Source organism: Marinoscillum sp. (assembly GCF_040222955.1).
Classification (GTDB): Bacteria; Bacteroidota; Bacteroidia; order Cytophagales; family Cyclobacteriaceae; genus Marinoscillum.
Map to the genome: position 1 here is coordinate 1 of NZ_JAVKCA010000022.1, position 26,871 is coordinate 26,871.

Genomic DNA, 26,871 nt, shown 5'->3' on the forward strand with positions numbered 1-26,871 from the left:
TAAATGACCGTTTTAACTATTCAGCGCCTATTCCTTTCTCCTCTTTTCTGTTTCTCTGACCCTGAAAGCGGATGCAAAATTAGAACTTATTTTTTAATATCAAACCCATTTGAGAGAAAAATATTTTTTTATTTCTAAGCCACTTCACACCACATTCCCTCAACTCAATCCCCATCCCCGCTGAATGGACGGCAAAGATAGTAAAGCCAACCATTCCACCGCTCATTTTCCAATAAATAAAACAACTTTTTTTGCTCCTCCGGAAGGGTCTCTAATCACAGCCCTGATTATCAGTCAATTGACTCATAATTGGTATTGTGCGCATCTCAAATGAAACAGTGAATAACCGAAAGAGATCTCTATAACCTCTCAAATAATCTTGAAACAGGGTCCAATAGAAAGAGGCTCTATCAAAAGAAATAGTTTGATGAAATAGAGAAATCAAGAAAAAGAAAACACTTATTTTGGTCTTTTGTAAACGGGGACCGTGCTGCATGGCTCTCCATACATAATACTGGAAACCAACGGGAGTAGTTTTTTGGTCAACTGGAAGTACGCATAGTCTCTGCTTTTAAGGTTTCCACAGCCCTTAATAACAACCTTTGCATCTTTCAGGTCTTGCGCGAGGATTTTATCTATTGCACGATCAATCAGTGTTTTTTCAAGTTCTTCTTCCCCACCAAACGCCATCAATTCAGCTACAGGTTCCAGCCTGGTCGCTACCAGCATATAAGCCCAGGAAGGGATGATGGCATCTGCAGAACAGATTACACCCACATTTTTACCTCTAAGCCACTCCCAATCATAATTTTTCAAGAACTCGCGAAACTCCTTCTCTTTGAGGATCATTCCATGAAAAAGCCCGTCCTTCAGATCAAAAAACGCCCGATCCGACGAACCAATATATTCATCAAAATCAAGTGAGATTAAAGGACTCTTCGAAACACGGTTAATTATCTCTTCCATTACACTTTGAACTTTTGGGATGGTACATTAGTTCGGTACTCTTTCAAATATTCCGGCTCAAAATAAGCTATGTCTTCAAATGCCGAGTCCTGGAATTTGGCCCAGGCCATCTCACCCATGTGCGCGGCAGATGGATGGATGTCCCCAATGAAATGACACTTTTCATTTCCTCCAAAGAGCTCCTCGAGCTTGTTGGAGCCATTGCCAAAGAAGTAAATACGCTCCTGAGGGAGATCATCAAAAGAGTGCTCGTCAACAATGAGCGGCTGTGTCTTCCAAATTTCATCTCCGGAATGGCTCACCACTTTGCAATACACCTCCATGCGCCGGGCATCGATCATCGGGCAAAGCAACCCTTCTCCCTTCAGCATAGGGGCCACCTGAGCAATCATGGCATCCAGTGTGTCCAGAGCAATGAAAGGGATACTCAGCGTATAAGCCAAGCCCTTTGCGGTGGCTGTGCCTATTCTCAAGCCTGTATAGGATCCGGGACCTGCCGACAGGGCGATAGCTGTCAGGCCCGACAAAGACACTTCACAATTTTCTGCGAGCTGCTGAATGATTCCCGGCAAAAGGTTGGAGTGCGATTTCTGTAAATGATAGGCTTGATGACCTATCAAAACACCCTCCTGATGTATGGCGACAGAACAAACTTTAGTGGAAGTATCTAGGCTTAGAATAGTACTCAATTATTTGCCTTTTAGGATGCTCTGATATCGTTCGGAATCATTAAGAACTTTAATGGCCGCCATTACTTCCCTGTCCTGATCAAATGTAGACTCGATCATTCCCCTTTGGAAGTAATATCTGCCTGCAATTTCCTGCTCCAGAAGCTTCTTGATTTCCGGCTTGAAAGTGATGAGGTCCTGATCCTTATTATGAAGTGTTTCCTTCTTCAGGTCCATGATCTGCTGCTCGATGTCCTGATAATATTTCTCCTGCTTGGCTGAGGCTATCAGCTTCTCAATATTCTGCTCCACCTGAGTCGTATAATTAAGCTCTTTGTCCTGCAGCCAATTTTTAAAATCGTCGTATTCGGCATCCGTCAATGCGAACTCATTTGCGGGTAGAATTTCCGGATGAGTGTAGTAATATCTGGTGGCATAATCAAAAACCAGATCGTTTGACATGAGGCTGTAAGCGATGGGAGCATACTCAAATTGCTCTACTTCAACATCGGGATTGACTCCCCCTCCATCATATACAGATCTTCCTGATTGGGTCTTAAACTCGTTTTTGAGTGAATCCGGTATCTTACCCACACTTCCATCTGGGTTTCGGTGACTATAATCTATGGCCTGAATACAACGACCTGATGGAATATAATACTTTCCGGTGGTCACTTTGAGTTGTGAATTGTAGGCCAGAGGACGTGTTTGCTGTACCAATCCTTTGCCATAAGATCGCTGACCAACAAGTACTCCCCGGTCATAATCCTGCATCACACCTGCAACAATCTCAGAAGCTGAGGCACTTCCATTGCTGATCAGGACAGCCAATGGAATCTGCGTGTCTGCCGGGTCATTTAAGGTGTTATAAGTCTTGGTCCAATTCTTCAATTTTCCGCGAGTGGTTACTACTTCTCTCCCTTTGCCTACAAAGACATTGGAAACGTTGACAGCCTCCTCCAACAAGCCGCCAGGATTGCCCCGCAAATCTAAAATGACTTTCCTGGCACCATCGGCTTTCAGTTCGTTCACGGCATTTCTCACTTCAGCTCCAGCTTCGGTGGTAAAATCTGTAAGTTTTACATAGCCGATGCCTTCTGCAACCATTCCATAATAAGGTACATTGCTAATGGTAATCCGCTCCCTGCTCAAAGTCACATCGAAGAGTTTTTCCTGTCCGTATCTCTTTACCGTGAGGACAATATCGGAATTAGACTGCCCCTTGAGCAGCTTACTTATGGCGTCTGAGGATTTGCCTTCTAACTCTATTCCGTTGATTTTCAGAATTTGATCTCCTGCCTTAAGCCCCGCCTTATGAGCTGGGTAACCTTCATACGCCAGCACTACAGTACTCACACCTCCCTTCTTATCTACAATTGCTCCTATGCCGCCATATTCTCCCGTAGTGATGGTGCGGTAATCTTCTATGTCATCTTCCGGAATATAGTTGGTATAAGGATCAAGAGACGCCAGCATGGCCGTGATGCCTATGCGCATTAGCTGGTCTGGATGAATGTCATCCACATAATAGGCATTTACTTCCTTAAACAGTGTGGCGAAAATATCCAGGTTCTTTACGATCTCGAAGGTCCGATCACCTGTGGGTGTGGCTTTGAAAGCCAAAAACCCTACACTAATAGCACAAATGGCTATGATTGCTTTCCACTTCTTATTCATTGCTTTTCATTTTGTAACTCAAACTGTCCGAGGATTAACATTCAATTTGATGGATCCCGTGGTTCGCCACTGATCTTTGAATGCTGACTTTCTAAACGTATCAGGAGCTTTTTAAGTTTATCCTCTATTTCGCCATAAGGTAATGGTGATTTATCCAAATAGACAAACGCCAGGTGATAAAAGGCACCAGCGGGTGATTGATAGATGATGGATTTGTGAAGGCGATAGGCTTCTCTCATGCGGCGCTTTAGCAGGTTTCGCTTGACCGCACGCTTAAAGTTTTTTTTGGATACCGTGAAGAGGGCGCGATGATAAATCACAGCAGGATCCTTCTCCCTTTGATACTTGAGCAGTAAAGGGTGCAAATAAAAAGAGGAACCATTCTTGAACAGTTCCTCAATGTCTTTTTTACCAGTCAGCTTTTCCCTTTTTGGAAAAGAAAACGGATGACTAGTCGTTTGGCCTGAGTCAGTCATAGGCCTTGATTAGACTTATTTCTTGTGAGTTTGATCAGAAACTGTAAGCTTCTTTCTTCCCTTTGCTCTACGTCTGGCCAATACAGCACGACCGTTAGCTGATTCCATTCTTGAACGGAATCCGTGTTTGTTTTTTCTTTTCCTTACTGAAGGTTGAAATGTTCTCTTCATGGCTATGCCTTTATCTTATTCTTTTATTATGACCAGACCCCCATCACTGACCGGAATCTGAGATTTCTCAAAACGGAGGGCAAAGATAAGTAAAGATTAAGTTTTACCAAACTAAACGTCCCTCCACAGTGATATTTCTTCAATATTTATGAAAGCCGGGGCCAAAAAATGAGTTTAAATATCAAAAACTTCACGTTTGATCTCCTGAAGTTGATGAAAAGTAAGTCTGGGACCGTACTTTGAAACCACCTCTGAGGCTGCCTTACTGGCTAACTTGCCCGAAGACGCCATGGTATGGCCGCTGGTAATCCCATAAAGGAATGCTCCGGAGAACATATCTCCTGCACCATTGCTATCCACTGCTGACACGGGGTAAGACTCTATATCTACGAATGTGTCTCCATCAAATATCATTGCGCCGTTCTTCCCTTGCGTGATCACGAATTTTCGGGCCACTTTTTTCAACTCCTCTCTGGCATCAGTCACATTGTCGGTCTGGGTGAAGAGCATTGCTTCTTCTTCATTGCAAAAAAGCAAATCAACAGAGGCACCCACCACTTCTTCCATTTCTTTCTGAAAGTACTTCACCATACTTGGATCAGAAAAAGTAATGCTCACCTTTACGCCGTTTTCTTCAGCCATTTTCTTAGCTACTTTCATCGCTTCTCTGCCGGTCTCTGACGCTACGAGATACCCTTCGATAAAGAGGTATTCGGAGTTTATCAACGCGTCTTCCCGGAGCTCCTCTTTGGAGAAAGCAGAGCTGATCCCCAAAAATGTATTCATGGTACGCTCTGTGTCCGGAGTGGTCATGATCAGCACTTTACCGGTAATCCCTTCATCGAGATGACTTCCATCCAGGTTGGTGTCAATGCCATTATTGGCCAGCTCATCCAGAAAAAACTTGCCGTCTTCGTCATTGGCCACTTTGCAGGAATAAAAGCTCTTGCCGCCCAGCATACTGGTGGCCACGATGGTATTAGCTGCAGATCCTCCACCTTCTTTCTTTTTGATGCCGTCCGTCACGGCACCCAGCACCTTCATCTGACGCTCCTCATCCACCAAAGTCATTACTGACTTTTCTATGCCATGCTCAATCAAAAAATCATCGCTACACTCCAACACATAGTCAACCACGGCATTGCCAATGGCATAAACGTCGTACTTCTTCTTGCTCATTCTTTAATTCTTTATGCTATTAAACCTGTCGGGGTAATCGGTAATTAAACCGTCCACCCCAAGTTTCATTACGTCTTTCATGTCTGCCACCTCATTCACCGTCCAGGGAATTACCGAAATGCTCTGACTATGCAAAAAGTTGACAGACTCCCGCGAAAGTAATGGAAAATAGCAACTATAGATATCCGGAGTAAACCCAAGTGAATCCAGATTTTCAGCTACCAACAGTTCATTCTCTATCAATAGCGCTAGTTTCACATCTGGATAGCGCTCATGGAAATACTGCAGCACCCTAAAATCGAAGGATTGGATAGTAACTCTGTTCCAGTCCAACTTTTTATCCAAAGTCCCAAAAACCATGTCGCTGAAGTGAGGTGGGGCAGGATGAAAAGTATCATCGGTTTCGGGCAGTGACTTAATTTCAATATTATAGGCCACCAGGGGCTTATTATTAGTTTTCAGGTAGCTTTCCACGCGATCTATCACATCCATAAGTCGTGGTTTAGCTACCTGCATTTTTTGCTGCTCCGGGAATCTTGGGTGAACCTTTGAGCCACAATCAAATACCGCCACCTCCTGATAAGTCATCTGATAAATATTGTATTGAAGCTGCTGGGCTTCTGAGATCTCATTACCTGCCGAGTCGAGGCACATTTCAGCTGACATATAGGGTTCGTGCGAAACGACCAACTCATGGTCTTTGGTCACTGCCAGATCCATTTCGAGGGTGGTTACTCCCAAATCCAGAGCCTTGATGAACGCCGGAATGGTGTTTTCGGGCATGAGGCCTCTGCACCCTCTGTGCCCCTGAAGGTCGAAGGCCTGAGTGCTCTGAGAGGGGCCGGAACAAGATGCAAGTATGACCATGGTGAGACCTATAAACAATGAGTTTTTCATCTAGTTTTTTACTGTAAAATCAAAAAAAGACTAAAGTATATCAATCGCCATGTCGATATAAGGAAAATGCAAGGTCAAGGTGTAAGAAATAACCATTTTCATCATATTTTCCTTTCATTAAGAACTCAAACCTGTCTGGAGTATCGGTGCTGTAAGTACAATCCATGGAGACTGGGCTTTGGTACGAAAAAAAAGTAGCACCTAGTGACAGAGAGGATCTCCCAAATTTTTTTTCTACTCCGATCCCATATTGCGCAGGGTAATTTCTGTTTTTTCTATGATAGACTAATGAATGAACTTCAAACTCCTCATCCTCATTTGGAATGACTTCATATCCGGTTTCAAAAGACTTTTGCACAATTCTATAGAACCCCAAACTGATATACGGATTGAGGAATCTGCCCTGCGTTATCCTGTATTTCAAGGACAGGCCCAATTCTCTACTCTTTTGCTCAATAGTGATATTCGCCATACCTCCTCTAGCACCAAAATCGTAATGATCCATTAGAAAAGAATAATTCCTTGTTCTGAAGCTCGGCATGATGACCATATGCCCTAAAACCAACTCGGAGAAAATCTCACTTCCCAAAAATGCCAGGTTCTGGGAGTACTCTGTGCTAGTATAGATTACCTGGCTCGGGGTAGTATTGTAATAAACTCCTCGAGCCCCTAACTGTAACTCCATTATGAATCTGAATAGTGGGATGACCTTGTATTTAATTCCATTTTTCTCATGATATTCTTTTGAATACGAAACCAAATCCCCTCTCTTATAATTAGGAAGTTGGACTTTCTCTTTGTTGATTTCACTCAAAATCTCGTTGGCGTTATGCTCAAACAATGGTGAAAAACTCTCATCACTTTTAACTATAACAATTTCACCATAACTTTCGATTTTGGTTAAATAGAGGTCATATTCGCCAGCAAAAAACCTCTCCCCTAAAGCATAATATTGCTGCGGTCCGATCACAAAACCCAGGCCATATAACACTCTGTCTCCAATATGGATGGAATCGATGTCCTGTACTGCCAGTGAAGTTTTACTTCCCTCACTCAGGAGACTAACAGTCCCGCTGAATTTGTCCAACCGGCTGAGCTCGACTTTCCCCGACAGTTTTTGTCCCTGGAAGAACACAATTTCTTGCTGTCCATAAACCAAAATCGAGCTAATGGTTAACAGTAAAATTAGAAAGGAACGTATCATTTTAACGTGATGTAGACATTAGCTGATAAAATTTGATGGCGCTCTTCAAATAATGCGGCATCTCTAAAGATTCGGTAGTTACCCTTGCCATTTCGGATTTGGTAGGTCAAGCTGGCTCCCGCTTTCCCAAAATTTTTATGGAGGCCAAACCCAAAAAACAAGTCTATCAAATCATCATATGTCCACACCAATTCCCCGGCCTTAGTGTTGGTTTTTACATTCATATAAAGAAAGCCTGCTTGTAAATATGGTTCAACAAACCAGTTTTTTGCCAAGATGTAATTAGTCGCCAATCCGAATCCATTCAGATGAATCTTCTCGTCAGAAATACTATGTTCTTCCCCATCAAAAAATTGAGATTGAGAACTAATCATCAGGCTCCCGAAACTTAAATAGGGAATGAACTGAAAACGATTGGCGTCTAACATAACTCCAACATTATACCTGTTGGAAGAACTGAACTCCGAAACCCTGCCCTCATCAATAAATTCTGTCTGTAAGAAATCAATTCCAAAAAAGGGATATACTTTATTCAGTCTCTTCTGTTGCTGTATGTATTCAGAATAAGGAAGACCAAGCTCATTGTGGTATTTTGCGGAAAATAAGGAGAGGTAAACTGGCTTGAAGGATCGCAACTGAATATCACCTGAATAACTTCTGTCTAAAACTGCTCTAAAGGTTTGTTCATAGTTACCTGGGAAAATCGGCACTATCATCTCTCCCTTTTGCAGAAGCTGGGGTTCTTTTAGACCTTCCACTGAAACATCATACAAACTAAACGCTCCACTAAAGTATCGCTTCCCAAGTGCTTGATAGGACTTGTTTCCTACCTGAAATCTCAGCTTGATATAATACACATCATCCTTGCGAAGTGAGTCTATCTGATCAATCAAAATAGTTCTGTCGCCTTCTCTTGTTTGGATGACCACTCTGCCTTTTTTTAAAGGCATTAGTTGGCTTGTGATCTGCCCCGAAATCGTTGTCCCATCGTACAACATTACTTTATCTATACTCTGAGCGCTGAGCACGGTGGTTACTGCGAATAACAGTAATATCTGCAGACAAATCTTCATGGTTGGCTTTACATTATGGCTGACTGGCATTGTTTCACCAGAAATTTTTCTGGTAATATAAATCCGCTATGATTAAGCTAAAAATTTAATTCTGGTAAACACATAGTCCAATGACTCTTCATTAATCACCATTCGGTAATAATCCGTGCCTGGAATCTGCTGTGGCTGGTAGCCGGTCTTTTGCAGGTACTTCTTGTTAATGTTGCCATCAAACCAATGCACCAGTCTGATTTTACCATCTTCTATTTCCAGGCAGGTCATCCCGCGCTTGCCAATCACACAGCCGGAATTGAAAAGGCAGGGAATATTGAAAATGGTGTTGTATACATAGTTTTGAAAATTAGTATCGCGCACCTGTTTCACATACTTCTTCAGGTCCTTTTTGTGAGAAAGGATAGACTTCACAAGAGTCTCGGTCCGATTGGCAACATCCTCCACATACTCGCGGCAAAGCTGTTCGATTTTATACTTCAATCGCTCCACTTTGTGCATGGACTCGAACAAGGGCCGATGGGTATGTCCTATGACCGAAACCACTTTGCGATAAGCCGAGTAATGATAGGCCCGCTTCTCAATTTTATACTGTTTCTTACTGCTGTGAGCCACTGAGTAATTTTTGATCCCCAGGGGATTGGCAAAATACTTCAGGGTAAACCCGATGAGTTCATTGTGTTTTTGAAACCGCTTGGAGGCCTGGTGTCCGTGAAAAAAGAAAAGTTTCTCCTCCTTGTAATTAAACACGAATCCATCTAGGTGCTCATAATCAAATGGCAAATCCTTCATCATCCCCAGTTCCAGGTCATGATTGCCAATGGTTTTGAGCAAACTGGTCTGATCTCTGAACTGATCGAAAACTTCGTAAACTGATTTCCACTGCTTGAAAATTTTCCTGAGGCTGAATCTTTGCATCTCCTCCACATCGCCATTGAGTATCAATCCGAATTCCCCGGGAAGATAATGTTCCTTCAGAGCGCGTATGAAAAGATCGGAGTTGGTCCGAAAATCATCGGTGGAGCCCCCATCTCCCATATGGAGGTCACTAAAAACCACCCACTTATCGGCATTCGTCAATTCGAAAGTAGGTGACTGACTGAAAAGGTCATCCAGATTTTGGTAAACAACTTTATTGGTAATCTTCACATGGGAAATTTAATGGCCTCACCAAATTAAAGGGTTTACAACCAGAGATCTATTAATCACATCTTAAAGAATTGTTAGCAATTCGGAAATTTGAGTGACCTGTGACTACTGAATCTGATACAAGGCAGCCTGCCAGGGCTGCAGGTTGAAAGACTTTTTGTTTCCTGTTTGTACTGCCCCCATATTGCCAATGACCAGTGTCAAATTGTTTGTATCAAATCGATCATCGATTGCAAAGGGCTGCTGATCATCGGAAAAATTGAGGAGTATGAGGTATTTGATGGAATCATCCCACCGCCAGTATGCATACACCTGCTTGTGTTCCTCGTTGATTACCGCATAGTTTCCATAAACAAGTGATGGATTGGCCTTTCGCTTACTGATCATTTCTCTGTAAAAAGTCAGTATGGAGTCCCCCGCATTCTGCTGATTGGCCACATTAATTTCCGGATAGTTCGGATTTATCTTCAACCATGGTTCCCCAGTGGTGAATCCAGCATTTTTGGTGGCATCCCATTGAATGGGGGTGCGTGCATTGTCCCGTCCATTGACATGGACGTGCTTTAGAAACAGGTCCAGGTCTTTTCCCTGTTCCTTCCACTCGGCATAGGCATTCATGATCTCCACATCGTCGTAATCATCAATGCTATCAAAAGCCACATTGGTCATTCCAATCTCGTCCCCCTGATATACATAGGGTGTGCCTCGCATGGTCATCAGCATGAGGCAGAGCAGTTTTGCTGACTCCTGCCAAAATTCCCCATCGTTGCCAAAGCGAGAAACAATCCGCTGAAAATCATGGTTGCCAAGGAAAATGCTACCCCAGCCATCACTCTGGAACTTCTCATCCCAGAGTCGGAATATTTTCTTGAACTCGACGAAATCGATCGGTTTGGGATCAAACCTGCCACCCGGCCCATGGTCCATAAACATGTGTCCAAAATGAAAAAGCATGTTGAGTTCCCCGGCCTCTTCAGCTACGTACTGCAATCCTGTGTCGAGATCTATCCCAGGCCCTTCTCCCACTGTCATCACATCATAGCGGCTCATTACCTCACGGTTCATTTCCTTCAGGAATTCGTGAATCCTGGGGCCATTGGCATAGACATGAGCAATGGTATCATTGAAGTTGGCATAAGGTGTATCATTGTAGTTCCTTTTTGAGATCACAGAGATCACATCCATCCTAAACCCATTGACCCCTTTGTCCAGCCAGTATCGCATCAGTTGATAGACTTCTTCACGAAGCTTCGGATTTTCCCAGTTCAGGTCGGGTTGCTTTTTGGTAAACAGATGCAGGTAATACTCGTCTGTTTCCCCGGCATACTGCCAGGCACTGCCACTAAAGAAAGAAGGCCAGTTATTGGGAGGCCCTCCGTTCTTGCCTTCTTTCCATATATAATAATCACGTTTAGGGTTGTCTTTGGATGATCTTGATTCTTTGAACCAGGCGTGCTCATCAGAGGAGTGATTCACCACCAGATCCATCAGTAGTTTCATTCCACGCGCATGGATCCCATCCAACAGTTCGTCAAAGTCCGCCATGGAGCCAAACTCGTCCATGATGTCATAATAATCGCTGATGTCGTAGCCATTGTCATCGTTTGGTGATTTGTAAACCGGGCAAAGCCAGATGACATCCACTCCAAGACTTTTAATATGATCTAGTTTTTCAATGATCCCTTGCAGGTCACCAATACCGTCCCCATTGCTGTCGTTGAAACTCCTCGGGTAGACCTGATAAACGACTGCTTCCTTCCACCATGTTTTTTTAAAACTCATAATGCTCTTTGATTAAAGTACTCGGGATTACAGAAAATGACTGGCTACTTCCAACCCCTGATGAAGCCATTCCTTTTCCTGCTGCCGGCGAGTTTCAGACCATCCGAAGGTGGATGACAAGTGCTGAAAAACCGGCTCTATAAGTTTAGGAATGGTCTTGATATTAAAATACAATCTCCCGGTTCTTCTTTCGAAAAAGTCCAGCAGTGAGTGGACAGCTTCATTTTCGATGGTAAAGACCAATTCTGAAAGCGCCAGGCGAATTTCAGGATCAACTTCCGGTCTCTGTTTGAAAAGCTTGAGTATATCACCTGTTTGTCGACCGTAGTTTCCCACCAGGTACTCCGCATAATAGGGATCCAGGCCATGCGATACAACCTGGCCTTCCACCTCCTGCTGATACTTATATACATCCGCCCCATCTTTGAACACCCCACCGGATAGATAGATTTTGTCAGTCACACAATCCGACAGCCTCCGATCATGATCTTCTCTGATTTTTTTGGACAATCTATCCACTATGCGTTCAGCCATCTTACGATAACCGGTCAGTTTACCTCCGGCGATAGATAATAACCCGGTTTCGGATTCAAATATTTCGTCCTTTCGCGAAAGCTGGGAAGCGGATTTTCCCTCCTCCTCTATTAACGGTCGCAGCCCGGCCCAGCTGGATTCTACGTCCTCTATATTGAGCTTTATTTTAGGGAAAATATGTTGCACTCCGTGGATCAGGTATTCCACATCCACTTTTTCAGTGCGCACGTGATTGATATCCCCATGATAGTCCGTGTCTGTGGTACCAATGTACGTCACCCGGTCTCTGGGAATGGCAAAAATCATCCGTCCATCCGGCACATCAAAATAGACCGACTGGTGAACCGGAAACTTCTCATGAGGCACCACTATATGTACTCCTTTTGTAGGGTGAAGGTGTTTCCCATGTAAAGATTTGTTTTTAGCCCGTATTTCATCCACCCATGGCCCCGCAGCACTCACCGCATATTGGCAGGCACTTTTGTGACTCTCTCCAGTGAGATTATCCCGCCAAAGCACCCCGGTTATCTTCCCTGCATCATAGACAAAGTCCGTCACCTCTCCATAGTTGATAATATCGGCGCCCATCCGGGTGGCCGTCTTCAGGATCTCGATTGTGAGCCGGGCATCATCGGTTCTGTACTCAGCGTAAACACCGCCACCTTCCAGCACATCGGCTCCCAGCAGGGGTTCCATTTCCAATGTTTCCTCCCTGGTTAGCATCTTGCGCTGATCTACCTTCTCCACGCCCGCCAACACATCATAGACCATCAGTCCCACAGAAGTGAGAATCTTGCCATAAGTGCCATCGGTAATCAATGGGAGAAGCATTTTCTCCGCTTTCACCAAATGTGGAGCGAGGTGGTGAACGACAGCACGCTCCTGACCCACTTCACGCACCAGTGCCACTTCAAATTGTTTAAGGTATCGCAGCCCACCATGGATCAACTTGGTGGATTTGCTGCTGGTGCCAGAGGCAAAATCATTCTTTTCAAAAAGGGCTGTTTTCAATCCTCGTGAGGCAGCATCCAACGCTATACCTGCGCCTGTAATACCTCCGCCTATAATGATGAGATCATACTGTGTATGCCCCAAAACATTAACCAAATCACCCCTGTCATTTGCATTGAATGCATTCATAAATCCTTTGCCCAGTCAAATGTTCGTTGTACAGCTTTTTGCCAACCCTTGTATAAGCGGTCTCGATCGTTCTTTGTTATCGCCGGGGCAAATTTTCTATCGGTCTTTCTTACTTTTTTGATTTCCTCCAATGTCCAGACGCCAGCATGTAACCCCGCCAGATAAGCCGCGCCAAGCGCTGTGGATTCGGTGATGGCGGGTCGATCTACCTCCACTCCCAGAATGTCTGACTGAAACTGCATGAGGTAATTATTATTGGTGGCACCTCCATCCACCATCAGACTGGTGATCTCTATTCCAGAATCTTGCTCCATGGCCGTTTTCACATCGCGGGTCTGAAATGCAATGGATTCGAGGGCTGCCTTGATGATGTGATTCTTACCAGTATCGCGAGTCAGTCCAAAAATGGCCCCTCGGGAATACTGATCCCAGTAGGGAGCCCCCAGTCCCGCAAATGCCGGCACCAGATAGACCTCATTGGTTTCCACCTTTCTGGCAAAGTATTCAGAATCTTCCGCGTGATCCAATACCCTCAGCCCATCCCGCAACCATTGTATAGCCGCTCCCGCAATGAAAATGCTACCTTCCAGCGCGTAGGTAAGCTCTCCGGTGGTGCTGCAGGCCATGGTGGTGAGTAAGCCGTTTTTGGATACTTCACACTTAGTACCTGTATTCATGAGCATGAAACAGCCTGTGCCGTAGGTGTTTTTTGCCTCCCCCGGATCAAAGCAAGCCTGGCCAAAAAGAGCGGCCTGCTGGTCACCTGCTATGCCCATAATGGGAATGGTGGCCCCTTTAAATTCATAGTCACCAAAGTGAAATGCTGAAGGGTGAGCCTCTGGTAACATGGAGCTGGGGACATCAAGCATTTTCAGCAAGTCTGCATCCCATTTGTTCTCCACGATGTTATAAAGCATGGTTCGGGAGGCGTTGGTGTAATCCGTCACATGGGCTTTGCCATTGGTAAGTTTCCACACCAACCAGGTGTCTATGGTGCCAAAGCACAGGTTCCCTTTTTCCGCGTCAGTTCTTGCATTTTCTACATTGTCGAGGACCCAATTTATTTTTGTACCAGAAAAATAAGAGTCAATGACTAGACCTGTTTTACTTCTCACCTTTTCCTCCAGACCCTTTTTTTTCAATTCTTCGCAAAACTCAGAGGTTCGCTTATCCTGCCATACGATGGCATTGTAAATAGGCTCCCCGGTATTCCGATCCCAAATCACAGTGGTTTCCCGCTGGTTGGTAATGCCAATGGCTGTAATTTCTTTTGGTGAAATAGAAAGTTCATTCAAAAGGGACCTGAAAACCTCCGACTGTGTGGCCCAGATTTCCTCCGGGTCATGCTCCACCCATCCTGATTTTGGGAAAAACTGTGTAAACTCCTTTTGCTTAATGCCAACGATCTCCCCTTTCTCATTAAAGAGAATGGCTCTCGAGCTGGTAGTCCCCTGATCTAACGCGACGATGTATGCCATGATGTTTTTAAATTTTCCTTACCAAAATGACCCTACGACAATGGCCGTAATGATCAACAATATAACTGCCAGCACCCTGTAATTCTTATACCATGGCAGTCCGGCTAATTCTTTGGTCTCAGCTTTATACAATCCCACGTTCCATGTAAGTGTATTGACTACTTCCTCATTCGGAGCTGGTGTAAGCAAGCTCACAACAATGTGCACCAGCATGCAGGCCAGCATAAGAAGTGGCGCCTTGTGCAAGAAGTGAATGGCATTGAGTGCAGGCGAAAGCTCATAAACAGAGGAAAGAATGATGAAAACGGATATTACCAACCCCGCCAGCAGCGCTGCAAAGGCACCGTTGCCATTGCCCCGCTTCCAAAACAACCCTACCAGGAACACTGCCACCACCGGCGGGGCAATGAAACCAAGCACCAACTGGAGATATTCCCACAGAGAGTCAGAAATTTGCTCGATATACTGAGTCCAGAATGCCGCTAACAAAACAAGTACCACCGTGGCAATCTGGCCGACCCGCACTAATTGCTTGCTGGAAAGGTTGGGATTTAACTTATTCACAAAATCCATAGTGATCAGGGTAGAGGCCGAGTTTAAAGTGGCCGAAATACTACTGGACATGGCCGCCAGCAAACCAGCTATCACCAAGCCGAGTAGCCCGGTGGGCAGAAGCTGATAAAGCATAACCGGATAGGTCATATTGGGGCAATCCTCCAAATTTTGACAGATCACCTGCTGACCCGCCTCATTGGTAATCAGATAATTTAATCCGCTAATGTCCAGGTCAGAAAACAGCACAATGGCAATGACCCCCGGGAAAATCATGATGAAGATCACCGGAATCTTCAGTAATCCGGCAAACAAGGCACCCCAACGGCCATGGTTGAGATCCTTGGCACTAAGTACACGCTGCACCATAAATTGATTGTTGGCCCAAAAGTAGAACCCAAGCAAAGGCACCCCGAACAGCAAGCCGGTCCAGGGCATATAATGATCATCTATTGGCCCCGCCATATCAAACACCTCACTCCCGGGTTTATCAATATAACCTGTGCTATTAAGTGCATCCAATCCGCTCATCATTCCGGACCATCCGCCCACTTCGGTAATACAGAAATAAGTTAAAATCATAGAGCCCACTACCAGCAAAATGGCCTGGATCACCTCGGTATGAACCACAGAGGAGAGTCCGCCGGGAATGGTGTAGGCTGCAGCTGCCAACGCCAACCCAACGATGATAAAAGTGGAAGAGATCTCCGGAAAAATGATTTTCAGAATCAGATTGCCGGCGTAGAGTCCAGACGAGGTGTCTATGATTACATTGCCTACTATGGTAATGAAGGAAAAATAATATCGTGAACGGCTATCATAACGGCGCTCGAGAAACTCAGGCATGGTATAGACCCTGGAGCGGAGATAAAACGGCAAAAAGAAAATGGAAAAGAACACCAGCACCACAGCCGCCATCCATTCATAATTGTAAACCGCCGTATTGGTCTGAAAGGCATCGGAAGTCAGGCCGATGAGGGTGTTGCTACCAATGTTGGCCGCAAACAAGGAAATCCCCACGATGGGCCAGGTCATGTTCCTGCCAGCCAGAAAGTATTCCTCAGAGGTTTGCTGCTTGCCCTTGGAAATCCCGTACCAAATGATGCCAAAAATATAAACGACAATAATGGCGACATCAATAAAACTGAGGGCTACACTTTCCATAGGAGATTGGTTTAGTAAGTAATTTCAATCCCTATAATAGTAAGAAAATGGCAATCAACCCCTGCTTTTGAGCAGGGGTTTTGCGAGTAGGTGGATGAAAACGTTTGAAAATTGAAGATTTATTTTTCCTGATGACCCAAGGGTATCAATAGGCCGCGTCTTCCGCCATCAGCCCCAGGGCAACGCCGTTACTCCACCCAAAGCCATCCTGCGTAGGGTACTCTCCACCTCCGGCAGTTAGCGTAGTATCGGCCACATTGTATTTTTCCATCATCTTACCAGTATTTTGGTAGACTTTGTCATTGACCCTCAACCACCTGTTTTTGATCTCGGTTGCCAGTTCCGTTTCACCATAATGCTCCAGGCCCTTGATACTCATCCATTGGAGTGGCGCCCAGCCATTGGGGTAATCCCATTGCTGTCCGGACTCTATGGTAGTAGTCACCACCCCACCAGGCAGTAGAAAGTCTGACTCCAGCACACGCGCCTGTGCAGCGGCTTGTTCGTCTGATGCTACATTGAAATATAAAGGGTAGGCTCCCGCCAATGTCAATTGAGCAGAAAGCGCATTTTCCGTCCAGATATAATCGGTAAAAGCGCCCTTGTCGGCGTCCCAAAACACGCGTTGAATAGCTGCTTTCCGCTTGTCAGCCTGAGCTGTATAAAAATCTGATTGTTGGGTCTCTCCTTTAGCCGCATAGAGATTGGCCAGCGTAGTCTCCACAGCAAACATGAGGCAGTTTAGATCCACAGGTAAAATCTCTGTGGTGCGAATGCTCCCAAAGTCAGCCTTGTCCTGAAACCAGCGCGTGCTGTAGTCCCACCCCGACTCAGCGCCAGCTCGCAGGTTGCGAAAAAGCTCTTTCCGGGCTTGTTCGGAGAGCCCTTCTGCCAGTTCGTAATCTTCCTTGTGTGATTCCGGTCTGGGGAAGTCAAGAAAGTCCCAATAGCGGTTGAGTATGGTGCCGTCCGACAACCGAACGACCCTGTTAACAGCTGACAAATCTGGGGTCAGGTAATCCGATCCTCGCATCCAAAAATCGTATTCTTTCTGCACTGCTGGCAAATAAATGGTAGCCTCCTCCACTGAGGTGAGCTGTGCATAAAGATTGACCATCGAAGCAAAGAATGGTGGTTGGCTTCTTCCGAGGTAATAGGTTCTGTTACCATTAGGAATAAATCCCACTGTATCTATCAGGTAGGCAAAATTATCCACCATAGCCTCCACCAGATCTGTACGACCGGATGCGCCTAATCCTATCAGGGTGAAGTAGCTGTCCCAATAATAAATCTCACGAAATCGTCCTCCGGGCACTACGTATTCACCGGGTAGCGGTATTAAAGTAGAAATTCCGTCCAAAGCGCCAGCCTTTCTTGTCAGGTTTTTCCAGTGATTTTCCAGGTGGGCCATGAGTGATTCTTCCCTTGATGCCACTATTGCGGGCTCTGATGGGGGTGTGAAATTCGCACTTACAAAAGCCTTTAACTCAAAGTCAGGACCATCCTTCAGTGCGAGATAATCCGAAGCGATAGCGCCAGGGTCACGGTTAGGTGTGCAGTCTACAAAAGTCTTAGAATCAGGAAAAACCCCGGCCATTTGGACATCGTGAAACAGAGGCCCCAGTACCTCCCAGGGCTCATAAAAGTCTCTGGGCTCATCAGATACCTCAGCTTGCTTTTGAGGGGTACATGAAAAAAATAGCAGTACCATAAGGCCTGCTATTTTCAATGATTTCAATATTGTCATTGGTCGTTGGTTTATTTGGTAGCCAGGGCCTTATTGCGCCTGGTCTGAAGGTTTTGTACTACAAAATCACCTACTTTCTCACCCTGATCCACACCATTCTCTATGGCCATCATATAATGAATCCCACCATAGAGCCTGCTGATCGCCGCTTCTTCACTTGCCTCCAGAAAGGAGTTGAAATTTCGCTGTGGAAGTCCATACTCCATTTCTGTGGTGTCTTCAAAAGAGAAGCCGTCCCCGTAGAAATCGGTGAGTGTAACTGCAGCGGCACGTGAAATCACGCTATGACCACTCGTGTATTCAGGAAAAGGGGGTGTTTGCAGCAAAGGCACCCACTCCTCATCCATGTACTGGTTGATCAATGTCTCTGGTCGAACGACAATGCTCCGCCACTTCTCATCCCAGCAGCTGATAAAACCATCAAACAGGGCAATGGAAGTTCTTGTGTAGGCTTCAACGGTTTCACTGAAGTTGTTTCCTGCCTTTCGGGTAGCAATCGCCACGATGCCTATCCAATGCCCTCCAGGGGTAATTTTCTTGGTAGCAAACATGGCATGTCCTCTGTGATGTGATACGTAAGGATTGCAATCCCAAAACTTGGCAATTTGGGTGTTTTCCTCATTCTGACCACCTCCTTTTTCATACACCTCGGCAAGCTGACGGTAAAACTCACTGTCTTTATCCATTGTCATCTCCAGCGGTGGCACAGGCGGAAACTGATTAGCGGAATCCAGAATCAGTGGCCTTATTTTGTTCCAGTGCGGTTCTATCCCTTCCATATAGTCTGGTGGGGTAGGTTTCCAGGCATAAGTTTCATTCCTGATGGTGTATTTTGGGAAGGTCCGCGTCTGTTTGTACATATCGCCATCTGCCCAGGCCATCACGTGCTTAGCTACCAACTCACCATAGGCCAGCGATTTCTCCTTCACAGAGGCAGGCAGCCCGTTTTGCTCTAAAGTCTGATAAAATTTTTCGCGGTAAGCGTCTATTTTATCCTCGGAAAAAATCAAGGCTTTACCTACGGTAAGAAAGGCATGTAAACTGGCCAGCTTGTCATTAATACCTGCAGGAGGTGCCGGAGGCGTAGTAAAATCCGTCACCTGGCCCCCTAATGAAATCAGGGTATCAGGATTGGAAACTGCCAGCACCTCAAAAGCGGCGATACTCGAATAACTATACACCCGACTAGCCACGGGGGGTGAGAAGATGTCATACACGATGACATCCGTCAGCTGCTTCATCGCACCGTTGAAAGTTTCCGGATCATCCAATATGGCCTGATAAGCCGTGTTTTCCTTGCAGCCAAAAAATAATGAGGCCACTAAAAGAGTCATGAAAATTTTCTTCATTGTATTCAAAAAAATTAGCTAGTCCGTAAATTTAATGAACTCAATCACAATTATTTGAGAATCACCAATCTAAGGCTTTTGGTCTGGTCTGCGCCCACCACCTGGATCAGGTACTGACCTTCCCTCAAATGTGACAAGTCGACCGGCTTACTGCTGTCCTGTATCAAAAGAGACGATAACATTCTCCCACTCAAATCAAACACAAATAGATTGTAAGGTGTATTGACTTCTCCTCCCACGCGAAACTGACCAGTGGTAGGGTTTGGGAATAGGTGCACTTTATTCAGGTGCTCCTTTTTTACTCCCAGGATTTCTTCTTCCTCCGGAGGAGTGACTTTAAGGTAGATGTCTCCGTTGGCGGCTATAAAGCCACCGTTGAAGTCCCCCGCAGGACCTGATCCTTTCACACTGCCGTCTGCGTTTCTGAACACCACAGAAATCCAGTAAACTGAATCGGTGGCTGACAGCCCGTAATAATCCCGCAGACTCGGAGTGTATTTCAGCTCCCACTTATTTGTCCCGGCTATTTTAGTCATTTGGCCAGCTCCATCATCTGCTCCCCAGTTTCCAACTACATTGGATCCAAAAGAAGGATTGTCGCCGGGTGTCAATACTGTGCCGGAATGGGCATAAATTTTAGTGGCATTCAAAAGGCCCTGATCCCCCAGGCTGGCATCAAAAATCAATGAAACCTCCTGATTGGTGAAAAACTCAGCCGGATCAAAAGTGACCAACGCCACGTCTGATTGGATGCCCAAAAAAATTAATTCGTCCCTGAACCCTTTCCCAACGTTTTGGCCAGCCTCATCTCTGAAATGCATGCCCAAACGAAAAGCGGTAGCGTCCTCACCCAAACCAAAATAGGTTCTCGGTGTGATCGTAATCTTCCACTGGTTATCTTCTCCATCTACTTTGGTCATTTCACCTGACCCATCCTCAACCTTATGCGAGAGGTCCGTCCCCTTGGGGTCATTGACCACCAAACCGGCGTTCATGAATACTTTTGACGCGCCTACCAAACCTGCGGTCCCATCCTTACTGGCTTTTGTTGCATCAAATGTGATGGTGATTTCATCATCCAAACCAAAACTGGAAGGAGAAACTGTTACCGGATTCTCATAAATCTCCACGACTCCCGGAAAGCCTTCAGACACTCTTTTGTTGGTATAAATGTAAAATTCACCCGGCTTGAGGGACTGAGTGGTGGCAGCCGAGGTTACTGAAAATTCGTCTCCTCCAAAGTAATCAAACCATGCTCCCGTACTCGGAAAGTCATAAGTGATTTCGTCTTCCTCCGCTCCAAAATTGCCGATCACTACCACATTCAACTGGCCATGCTGAATCGCGATACTTTTTAGCTTGCCTCCCAATGACGCATCCACATCACCGGCATTGAAGACTAAAGGATAGGAGGTCCTCAAATCATTGATCGCAGCATAAGCGTCATATAGATATTGTCTCAGGGGGTCTTCATATAGTCCCAGGTTGCCACTGCCCCAGGGAAGTGGTTTATTGCCGACGCGTCCATTAAAATTGATACTGACATCATACCCCAGTTCGCCAAACTGCCACATCATCTTCGGGCCCTTTTGCACCATCAGGAATGCCGCACCCATCTTGGCCCGCTCCAATGCTACCGCTACATTTTTCACATCGTAGTTTCCGGACTGTATACCTCCGGTCAGCATGCCCACCATCTGACGTTCTTCGTCATGGCTCTCCATATAGGATACATGAATAGATGAAGCGGCACCGGAAATGCCCCGTGCATTCCCCTTCAATGCACTGTCAAAATCACCATGCACGTTTCTCCAGAGCAACATTCCTGCATTTCCAAGCTCAGTTTCTTCCTGAGTGTCGGCAAAATGCTCCAATATGACATAGGCTCCCGCATCAACAGCCTTAATCTCATTGTTCATGCGCTTGAGGATTGAAATCCTACCCGGATCATACTGTCCCCAGGCGCCCACATCATCACCTGTATTGTTCTGTGTAAAGCCTTTGGATAAGTCAAATCTGTAACCATCGAAGTGATATTCATTGATCCAGTAATTATTAACAGAATCCATGAAGTTCTGGGTATAGGTGGTACTGTGATTGAAATCATATCCTACGTTGAAAGGGTGCTTAGCTACCTGATTGAACCAGGGGCTGTTATTAGCCGGAGCATTCAGGGTCTCATCCCAGTACAGCTTCACCAGTGGACATTGCCCGTATGCGTGATTGAGTACCATATCCAATATCACCGCAAAACCCTCCTGATGCGCGGTTTCAATGAAATGTTTCAAGTCGTTTTTAGTACCGTAGTATTTGTCAGGCGCGAAATAATAGACCGGGTTATATCCCCAGCTTTCATTTCCTTCAAACTCCATGATGGGCATCAGCTCGATGGCGTTAACACCTATTCTCTTCAGGTAACCCAAAGTGTCAGCAAGGTCCTGATAGCTATGAGACCCTAAAAAATCCCGAACCAACAATTCGTATACCACCAGGTTCTCTTTCACAGGCCGGCTCCACGTGGATTCGGTCTCTGCCCAGACATAAGGCTCTTGCCCTGTTTGTAAAATGGTCGCCATCTGATAGTCGGTCTTATCATAGCCTGTAGGATTCGGATACAATGACGCAGGGATGTATTGATCATTCCACGGGTCTGCCACTTTGTCGGCGTATGGGTCTCCTATTTTGATGGTTCCATCCACCCAATATTGAAATACATACTCTTCTCCTGCGGTGAGACCATTGAGCTCATACCAGAAAAGCTCCCCATCTGCGGTCTGGTTCATCAGGTAATTGTCGCCCGGAGTCCAGTTGTTGAAATCTCCGACCACATAAGCAAAATCCTTCCCGGGTGCCTCCAACACGAGAATAGCCGAAGTAGGATCTCCTTCTACATAGTTGATCCCCTTTTTGGCACCTACCGGCAAAGCGGCTACAGGAGTAGACTGCCTAAGCAATATGGTGGCGGTGGTCTGGTTCTCTACGCTCTGACCACTAATTGTCGCACTCACCTTAATAGAGACTGTCATGGACTGAGCAGGTGAATAGTCATAGGATATGGTGGTGCCGGAAGATACATTGGCCACTTCTTCAAAACCCTGACCTTCATCAATGGCCAGCGTCATGGTAGATACTTCGGCGGAAGCCTCTGCCTCAATCTTCAAAGCTTCACCGGCTGCCAAATACACTTCATCGTCTGCAGGGCTGAGTATACTCACGTAAAATCCTGCGTCCAAATTCACATAAATGTCCTGATTGCCCGCCACAAATCCCCAGTCATAGGTGCCCGGAGCCGCGGTTCCTTTCTTACTCCCATCAGCATTTCTAAAGACCATGGCCAGTCTGAAAATGGTCTCAGAGGCATCCACTCCATAGTATTGCCGGGCCGTGGGGGTCAATTTGATTTCCCACTTATCCGATGTACCTTCCACTTTGGTCATCTGTCCCACGCCATCATCCATACCCCAGTTACCAATGGCATTATTCCAGGCGGTTCCATCGGGTGCGTCCAATACCACCCCGCTGTGCAGATATACCTTTGCTGCGCCTACCAGTTCACCATTGCCCTGGTTGGCATCAAAGGTTACGGTGATCTCATCATCACCTGAAGGATTGGATGGAGAAAGGGTCACCATCTGTGCGGACAGCGTTGCAGAGGTCAGCAGAATGGTCAGTATTGATTGGAAGCTTTTCATGATTTCTGTTTTATGCCGGCGTAAAATATCTTATTAAAGAGCATTTATCCAAAATCCGTTCACAGTAAATAGGAACAACCCAAAATGAAAACGATTGCATCAAAAATTGAGAAAAAAAGAAGTGGCAATTCAGATTATTTTTGGCATAATTACATTATTTTCAAATGTTTTTAAGTTTGTAAAAAGGACGAAGAACGTCCAATTGTAGAAGTTTTAACTAATAAAGAAGTATGAAGAAAGTATTATCTAACTTAATCGCACCAGTGGTTATTATGGCAGCCCTCTTCTCCTGTGAAGATGAGATCTCCAATAGCTTCGACGTGCTTGATATTGCTCCGGTCATTGATGAGGTGACCCCCAATGGCAGTGTAAAAATTGGGTCGGAGTTTGATATCGTAATTAAAGCCCATGATGGGGAGAGCTCTCCGCTCGCATCTGTTTCAGCCAAGCTGAAAGATGCTGACGGCAATGAACTGGCAACGAAGAGTGGTACCATGAGCGGAACCACAGGCACTTTTACGTGGGCCGCAGCAGATTTCGGATCCACAGCACTGGACACAGGTGACTACACCATTTCCGTAACGGTAACTGACGTGGCTAACTTATCGGTATCCGGAGACTATTCATTCATCGTTTTCGATTTGCCGTTTGATGCCACATATCCAGAAATGTACATCGCTGGAAACTTCAACAGTTGGGGTGCCGATGCACTGGAACTGGTAGCAGCCAATACCTGGCAAATCACGGCCACGTTAGATGGTGGTGGATGGAAATTCAAAAATACTCCTGACTGGTCTGATGTTGACTGGGGAGATAGTGACTGTGACGGAGTAATGGAAGTAGCCACAGGTGGTGGCCCGGACACCAACTGCGGACATACAGGAGAGTCTATCATCACCTTCAACGATAAGACATTGGCCTACACTGTGGAGCTGGTAGAACCTATCGCACAAAACATTATCGGGCTTTACCTGGTAGGATCTTTCAATAATTTCGAGGGGTCTGATGATTCCGAATTCACATTGGATTCAGACAACACCTGGATACTTGAAGAATTTTTGCTTAAGGAAGGTGATGTTTTCAAATTTTCAGAAGCGGCTGATCTCAGTAAGAAGAACTGGGGAGATAACGAGCCTGATGGCGAAGCTGACCTGTTTGGAAAATCAATAGTTCTGGATAACACATATGCCGAAGGTTTCTATCAAGTCACCTTCGATGATGCAACACTTGCTTATACCATTGAGTTTGTGAGAGGCCTCTTTCCTGACAATCTGTTCCTTGTTGGGGGATCTACAGTAGCCGGATGGGATAATGCGGCTGCCTATCCATTTGAAAAATTGGCTGATGGCAAATTCAGAACTTACCAGTACATAGAAGTGGCTGGAGATGGATTCAAATTCCTTCCTACCCTTGGTTCATGGGATGGTGACTATGGAATGGGCGCAGAAGGCGAAATCGAACAAGATGGTGAAGCCAATGTAAGTGTTCCATCGGATGGTTTCTACAGAGTGGATGTAGACTTCACAACCGGAACCTACGCCGTGGTAGCGTCTAACTGGGGTATCATTGGTGATGCTACTGTTGGCGGATGGGACAGTGATACTGACATGACATTGTCAAGCGCTGCAAAAGGTAATTTCACATGGACTTCATCCATTGTCTTAGTAAGTGGCTCGATCAAATTCAGAGAGAATGATGGCTGGGACATCAACTATGGTGATACCGGGACTGATGGTACATTGGATTTTAATTCTTCAACTAATATTCCAATTGAATCTGCAGGCACCTATACCATCACTATGACTTTGGATTCTAAAAACGGATACACTTATACTATTGCACAATAAGAGCATTCCATTAAATATTGAACCTCTCCGAGAAATCGGGGAGGTTTTTTTTATGTCAATTGACTCTATGGCCATCTGGAATTTGAGATGAATGTGACCCTGGCCTATTAGCTCAAAATGAAGAACTCCCTACATTTCATCACATAAATCCCCTAAAACCTTCATCTAAATACCATATATGCGGTATTTCAGGCGTGGCTGGTTATGCCTAAATTTACTTTCATAACCAAATCAGTTTTAGCCATGTTATTTTCACTTATCGGACTCGTACTTTTGATTGCCTTTGTTGTGCTGGAAAAGTCATGGTCCACTACCAAAGCTTAAGATTATTCCACTAGATGGAGGTTGTTATAGCATCAGTGAGTTCGCTCACGGATGATTAGGATCTGGTGTCAACGCCAGGTGCTTTAAAGATGTCAAACAGGTAGAATTCTCTTCAAATCCTCAAAAAAAAGCCAGCCCGAGTGATCGGGCTGGCTTTTTAGTTTTACTCCTGATCCAAAAACGGATAACGGTAGCTCTTTGGTGGCACGAGGGTTTCCTTGATCGTGCGGGCACTTACCCATCTCAGCAAGTTGATCCCGGCACCGGCCTTATCGTTGGTGCCAGAGCCTCTCGCTCCTCCAAAAGGCTGCTGACCTACCACTGCGCCGGTTGGCTTGTCATTGATATAAAAGTTACCAGCTGCGTTTCTAAGCTTTTTAGTCGCTAGTTCTATGGCATAGCGGTCTTTGGAAAACACTGCTCCGGTAAGGGCATAGGGTGAAGTCTGATCCACCAGGGTCAGGGTCTCCTCATACTGCTCCGGATCGTACACATAGATCGTAAGTACTGGCCCAAAAATCTCCTCACACATCGTTGTGTATTTCGGATCCTTAGCCAGCAGGACTGTGGGTTCAATGAAGTACCCAACGGAATCATCATAATGACCACCGAACAACACCTCCACATCTGCATCTGATTTTGCGCGATCAATGTAGCCTGCAATCTTATCAAATGATTTTTTGTCGATCACCGCATTCACGAAATTGGAAAAATCCTCCGGGCTGCCCATGCTGATCTCTTTCAGATCGGCAGCCATTTGCTTTTTCACTGCCTCCCATAAGTTGGATGGGATGTAAGCCCTGGAAGCCGCACTGCACTTTTGTCCCTGAAATTCAAACGCACCCCTGATCAGCCCTGCGGCCACTTCCAGTGGATCCGCAGATTTGTGTGCGATGACGAAATCTTTTCCTCCGGTCTCGCCCACCACCCTTGGGTATGAGCGATACTTATCAATATTCTGACCGATGGTTTTCCAGAGGTGCTTAAACACGGCCGTACTTCCAGTGAAGTGGAGGCCTGCGAAATCAGGGTGATTAAACACCACATCCCCTGCCACTGGTCCATCTACATAAATCATGTTAATCACGCCATCAGGTAAACCAGCTTCCTTGAACACTTCCATGATCACCTGCGCAGAGTACACCTGGCTGTAGTTGGGTTTCCAAACCACCGTATTGCCCATCAGCGCCGCAGAAGCTGGCAGGTTGCCGGCAATGGCAGTAAAGTTGAAGGGAGTAATGGCAAAAACGAACCCTTCCAGCGGACGGTACTCCAGTCGGTTCCAGATGCCGGGTGAAGACTCCGGCTGATCCATGTAGATCTCCTGCATAAATGCCGCATTGAATCTCAGAAAGTCAATGAACTCGCACGCCGCATCAATCTCCGCCTGATAAGCGTTTTTGGACTGAGCCAACATCGTAGCAGCATTGATCTTAGCCCTGTAAGGACCTGCCAGCAAATCAGCAGCCTTCAGGAAAATACTTGCTCTCTGTTCCCAGGCCAGGTTTTCCCAGGCCTCCTTCGCATCCAGTGCTGCCTTGATGGCCGCCTCCACATGCGAAGCATCCCCCTCGTGAAAATAACCCAAAACGTGTTTGTGATCATACGGGGGGCTCATTTTGATTTTATTGCCAGTGCGCACTTCCTTTCCGCCAATGTACATGGGGATATCGCGCTCTTCTTTCCGAGCCAGCTTCACGGCTTTTTGCAATTCCTCACGCTCCGGTGTACCTGGGGCATAGGTCAGTACCGGTTCGTTGGAGGGCTCTGGTATGTAGTAGTTTCCTTTAGACATAATGTAGTAGTTGTTT

At 45.7% G+C, this 26,871-nt stretch carries 19 protein-coding genes; 1 reads left to right on the forward strand and 18 read right to left on the reverse strand.

Annotated features, from left to right (window positions below; translation table 11 throughout):
* Nucleotides 1-459: 459 nt before the first annotated feature.
* From RIH33_RS19405 to RIH33_RS19485, 17 genes are all read right to left on the reverse strand, one after another.
* Nucleotides 460-966: a DUF2480 family protein gene (locus RIH33_RS19405; RefSeq protein ID WP_406651710.1), complete on the reverse strand. Its 507-nt coding sequence runs from the start codon at nucleotides 964-966 to the stop codon at nucleotides 460-462.
* Nucleotides 966-1,655: a tRNA (adenosine(37)-N6)-threonylcarbamoyltransferase complex dimerization subunit type 1 TsaB gene (gene tsaB, locus RIH33_RS19410; RefSeq protein ID WP_406651711.1), complete on the reverse strand. Its 690-nt coding sequence runs from the start codon at nucleotides 1,653-1,655 to the stop codon at nucleotides 966-968. Before tsaB ends, RIH33_RS19405 begins: the two co-directional genes overlap by 1 nt.
* Complete coding sequence (locus RIH33_RS19415) at nucleotides 1,656-3,311, reverse strand: S41 family peptidase (RefSeq protein WP_406651712.1); 1,656 nt, start codon at nucleotides 3,309-3,311, stop codon at nucleotides 1,656-1,658.
* A gap of 41 nt (nucleotides 3,312-3,352) precedes the next feature.
* A complete protein-coding gene (gene rnpA / locus RIH33_RS19420; RefSeq protein WP_406651713.1) occupies nucleotides 3,353-3,787 on the reverse strand; it encodes a ribonuclease P protein component in 435 nt (144 codons plus the stop codon).
* Between the two features lie 15 nt (nucleotides 3,788-3,802).
* On the reverse strand, nucleotides 3,803-3,958 hold the full coding sequence (gene rpmH / locus RIH33_RS19425; RefSeq protein ID WP_115869829.1) for a 50S ribosomal protein L34: 156 nt from the start codon (nucleotides 3,956-3,958) through the stop codon (nucleotides 3,803-3,805).
* A gap of 174 nt (nucleotides 3,959-4,132) precedes the next feature.
* Nucleotides 4,133-5,137: an adenosine kinase gene (locus RIH33_RS19430; protein ID WP_406651714.1), complete on the reverse strand. Its 1,005-nt coding sequence runs from the start codon at nucleotides 5,135-5,137 to the stop codon at nucleotides 4,133-4,135.
* Nucleotides 5,138-5,140: 3 nt separating this feature from the next.
* A complete protein-coding gene (locus RIH33_RS19435) occupies nucleotides 5,141-6,034 on the reverse strand; it encodes a glycerophosphodiester phosphodiesterase family protein (protein WP_406651715.1) in 894 nt (297 codons plus the stop codon).
* A 40-nt stretch (nucleotides 6,035-6,074) separates the two neighbouring features.
* The gene (locus RIH33_RS19440; RefSeq protein WP_406651716.1) at nucleotides 6,075-7,121 is read right to left on the reverse strand and encodes a hypothetical protein; all 1,047 of its coding nucleotides are present in this window, start codon (nucleotides 7,119-7,121) and stop codon (nucleotides 6,075-6,077) included.
* Nucleotides 7,122-7,234: 113 nt separating this feature from the next.
* A complete protein-coding gene (locus RIH33_RS19445) occupies nucleotides 7,235-8,341 on the reverse strand; it encodes a hypothetical protein (RefSeq protein ID WP_406658726.1) in 1,107 nt (368 codons plus the stop codon).
* A gap of 42 nt (nucleotides 8,342-8,383) precedes the next feature.
* Entirely contained in the window at nucleotides 8,384-9,451 is a 1,068-nt protein-coding gene (locus RIH33_RS19450) for a hypothetical protein (RefSeq protein WP_406651718.1), read from the reverse strand.
* A gap of 105 nt (nucleotides 9,452-9,556) precedes the next feature.
* The gene (locus RIH33_RS19455) at nucleotides 9,557-11,233 is read right to left on the reverse strand and encodes a glycoside hydrolase family 13 protein (RefSeq protein WP_406651719.1); all 1,677 of its coding nucleotides are present in this window, start codon (nucleotides 11,231-11,233) and stop codon (nucleotides 9,557-9,559) included.
* Nucleotides 11,234-11,260: 27 nt separating this feature from the next.
* Nucleotides 11,261-12,907: a glycerol-3-phosphate dehydrogenase/oxidase gene (locus RIH33_RS19460; RefSeq protein ID WP_406651720.1), complete on the reverse strand. Its 1,647-nt coding sequence runs from the start codon at nucleotides 12,905-12,907 to the stop codon at nucleotides 11,261-11,263.
* Nucleotides 12,904-14,385 (reverse strand): glycerol kinase GlpK, encoded by a 1,482-nt coding sequence (glpK, locus tag RIH33_RS19465; protein WP_406651721.1) that lies wholly within the window; start codon nucleotides 14,383-14,385, stop codon nucleotides 12,904-12,906. Before glpK ends, RIH33_RS19460 begins: the two co-directional genes overlap by 4 nt.
* A gap of 18 nt (nucleotides 14,386-14,403) precedes the next feature.
* Nucleotides 14,404-16,101, reverse strand: a complete 1,698-nt coding sequence (locus tag RIH33_RS19470; RefSeq protein WP_406651722.1) for a sodium:solute symporter — start codon at nucleotides 16,099-16,101, stop codon at nucleotides 14,404-14,406.
* 145 nt (nucleotides 16,102-16,246) lie between these two features.
* Nucleotides 16,247-17,848: an alpha,alpha-trehalase TreF gene (gene treF, locus RIH33_RS19475; RefSeq protein ID WP_406651723.1), complete on the reverse strand. Its 1,602-nt coding sequence runs from the start codon at nucleotides 17,846-17,848 to the stop codon at nucleotides 16,247-16,249.
* An 11-nt stretch (nucleotides 17,849-17,859) separates the two neighbouring features.
* The gene (locus RIH33_RS19480; RefSeq protein ID WP_406651724.1) at nucleotides 17,860-19,197 is read right to left on the reverse strand and encodes a vanadium-dependent haloperoxidase; all 1,338 of its coding nucleotides are present in this window, start codon (nucleotides 19,195-19,197) and stop codon (nucleotides 17,860-17,862) included.
* 50 nt (nucleotides 19,198-19,247) lie between these two features.
* Entirely contained in the window at nucleotides 19,248-22,889 is a 3,642-nt protein-coding gene (locus tag RIH33_RS19485; RefSeq protein WP_406651725.1) for an alpha-amylase family glycosyl hydrolase, read from the reverse strand.
* Between the two features lie 230 nt (nucleotides 22,890-23,119).
* Between RIH33_RS19485 and RIH33_RS19490 the strand changes: the two genes are divergently transcribed.
* On the forward strand, nucleotides 23,120-24,736 hold the full coding sequence (locus RIH33_RS19490) for a SusF/SusE family outer membrane protein (protein ID WP_406651726.1): 1,617 nt from the start codon (nucleotides 23,120-23,122) through the stop codon (nucleotides 24,734-24,736).
* A gap of 487 nt (nucleotides 24,737-25,223) precedes the next feature.
* On the opposite strand, the gene pruA is transcribed toward RIH33_RS19490, so the two are convergent.
* On the reverse strand, nucleotides 25,224-26,855 hold the full coding sequence (gene pruA, locus RIH33_RS19495) for an L-glutamate gamma-semialdehyde dehydrogenase (protein ID WP_406651727.1): 1,632 nt from the start codon (nucleotides 26,853-26,855) through the stop codon (nucleotides 25,224-25,226).
* Nucleotides 26,856-26,871: the final 16 nt, after the last annotated feature.

Coding starts and splice junctions, on each gene's coding strand:
- RIH33_RS19405 (WP_406651710.1), bottom strand. CDS start 966: ATGGAAGAGATAATTAACCGTGTTTCGAAGAGTCCTTTAATCTCACTT.
- rpmH (WP_115869829.1), bottom strand. CDS start 3,958: ATGAAGAGAACATTTCAACCTTCAGTAAGGAAAAGAAAAAACAAACAC.
- RIH33_RS19415 (WP_406651712.1), bottom strand. CDS start 3,311: ATGAATAAGAAGTGGAAAGCAATCATAGCCATTTGTGCTATTAGTGTA.
- RIH33_RS19485 (WP_406651725.1), bottom strand. CDS start 22,889: ATGAAAAGCTTCCAATCAATACTGACCATTCTGCTGACCTCTGCAACG.
- glpK (WP_406651721.1), bottom strand. CDS start 14,385: ATGGCATACATCGTCGCGTTAGATCAGGGGACTACCAGCTCGAGAGCC.
- RIH33_RS19460 (WP_406651720.1), bottom strand. CDS start 12,907: ATGAATGCATTCAATGCAAATGACAGGGGTGATTTGGTTAATGTTTTG.
- RIH33_RS19435 (WP_406651715.1), bottom strand. CDS start 6,034: ATGAAAAACTCATTGTTTATAGGTCTCACCATGGTCATACTTGCATCT.
- RIH33_RS19470 (WP_406651722.1), bottom strand. CDS start 16,101: ATGGAAAGTGTAGCCCTCAGTTTTATTGATGTCGCCATTATTGTCGTT.
- rnpA (WP_406651713.1), bottom strand. CDS start 3,787: ATGACTGACTCAGGCCAAACGACTAGTCATCCGTTTTCTTTTCCAAAA.
- RIH33_RS19445 (WP_406658726.1), bottom strand. CDS start 8,341: ATGCCAGTCAGCCATAATGTAAAGCCAACCATGAAGATTTGTCTGCAG.
- RIH33_RS19430 (WP_406651714.1), bottom strand. CDS start 5,137: ATGAGCAAGAAGAAGTACGACGTTTATGCCATTGGCAATGCCGTGGTT.
- RIH33_RS19480 (WP_406651724.1), bottom strand. CDS start 19,197: ATGAAGAAAATTTTCATGACTCTTTTAGTGGCCTCATTATTTTTTGGC.
- treF (WP_406651723.1), bottom strand. CDS start 17,848: ATGACAATATTGAAATCATTGAAAATAGCAGGCCTTATGGTACTGCTA.
- pruA (WP_406651727.1), bottom strand. CDS start 26,855: ATGTCTAAAGGAAACTACTACATACCAGAGCCCTCCAACGAACCGGTA.
- RIH33_RS19455 (WP_406651719.1), bottom strand. CDS start 11,233: ATGAGTTTTAAAAAAACATGGTGGAAGGAAGCAGTCGTTTATCAGGTC.
- RIH33_RS19490 (WP_406651726.1), top strand. CDS start 23,120: ATGAAGAAAGTATTATCTAACTTAATCGCACCAGTGGTTATTATGGCA.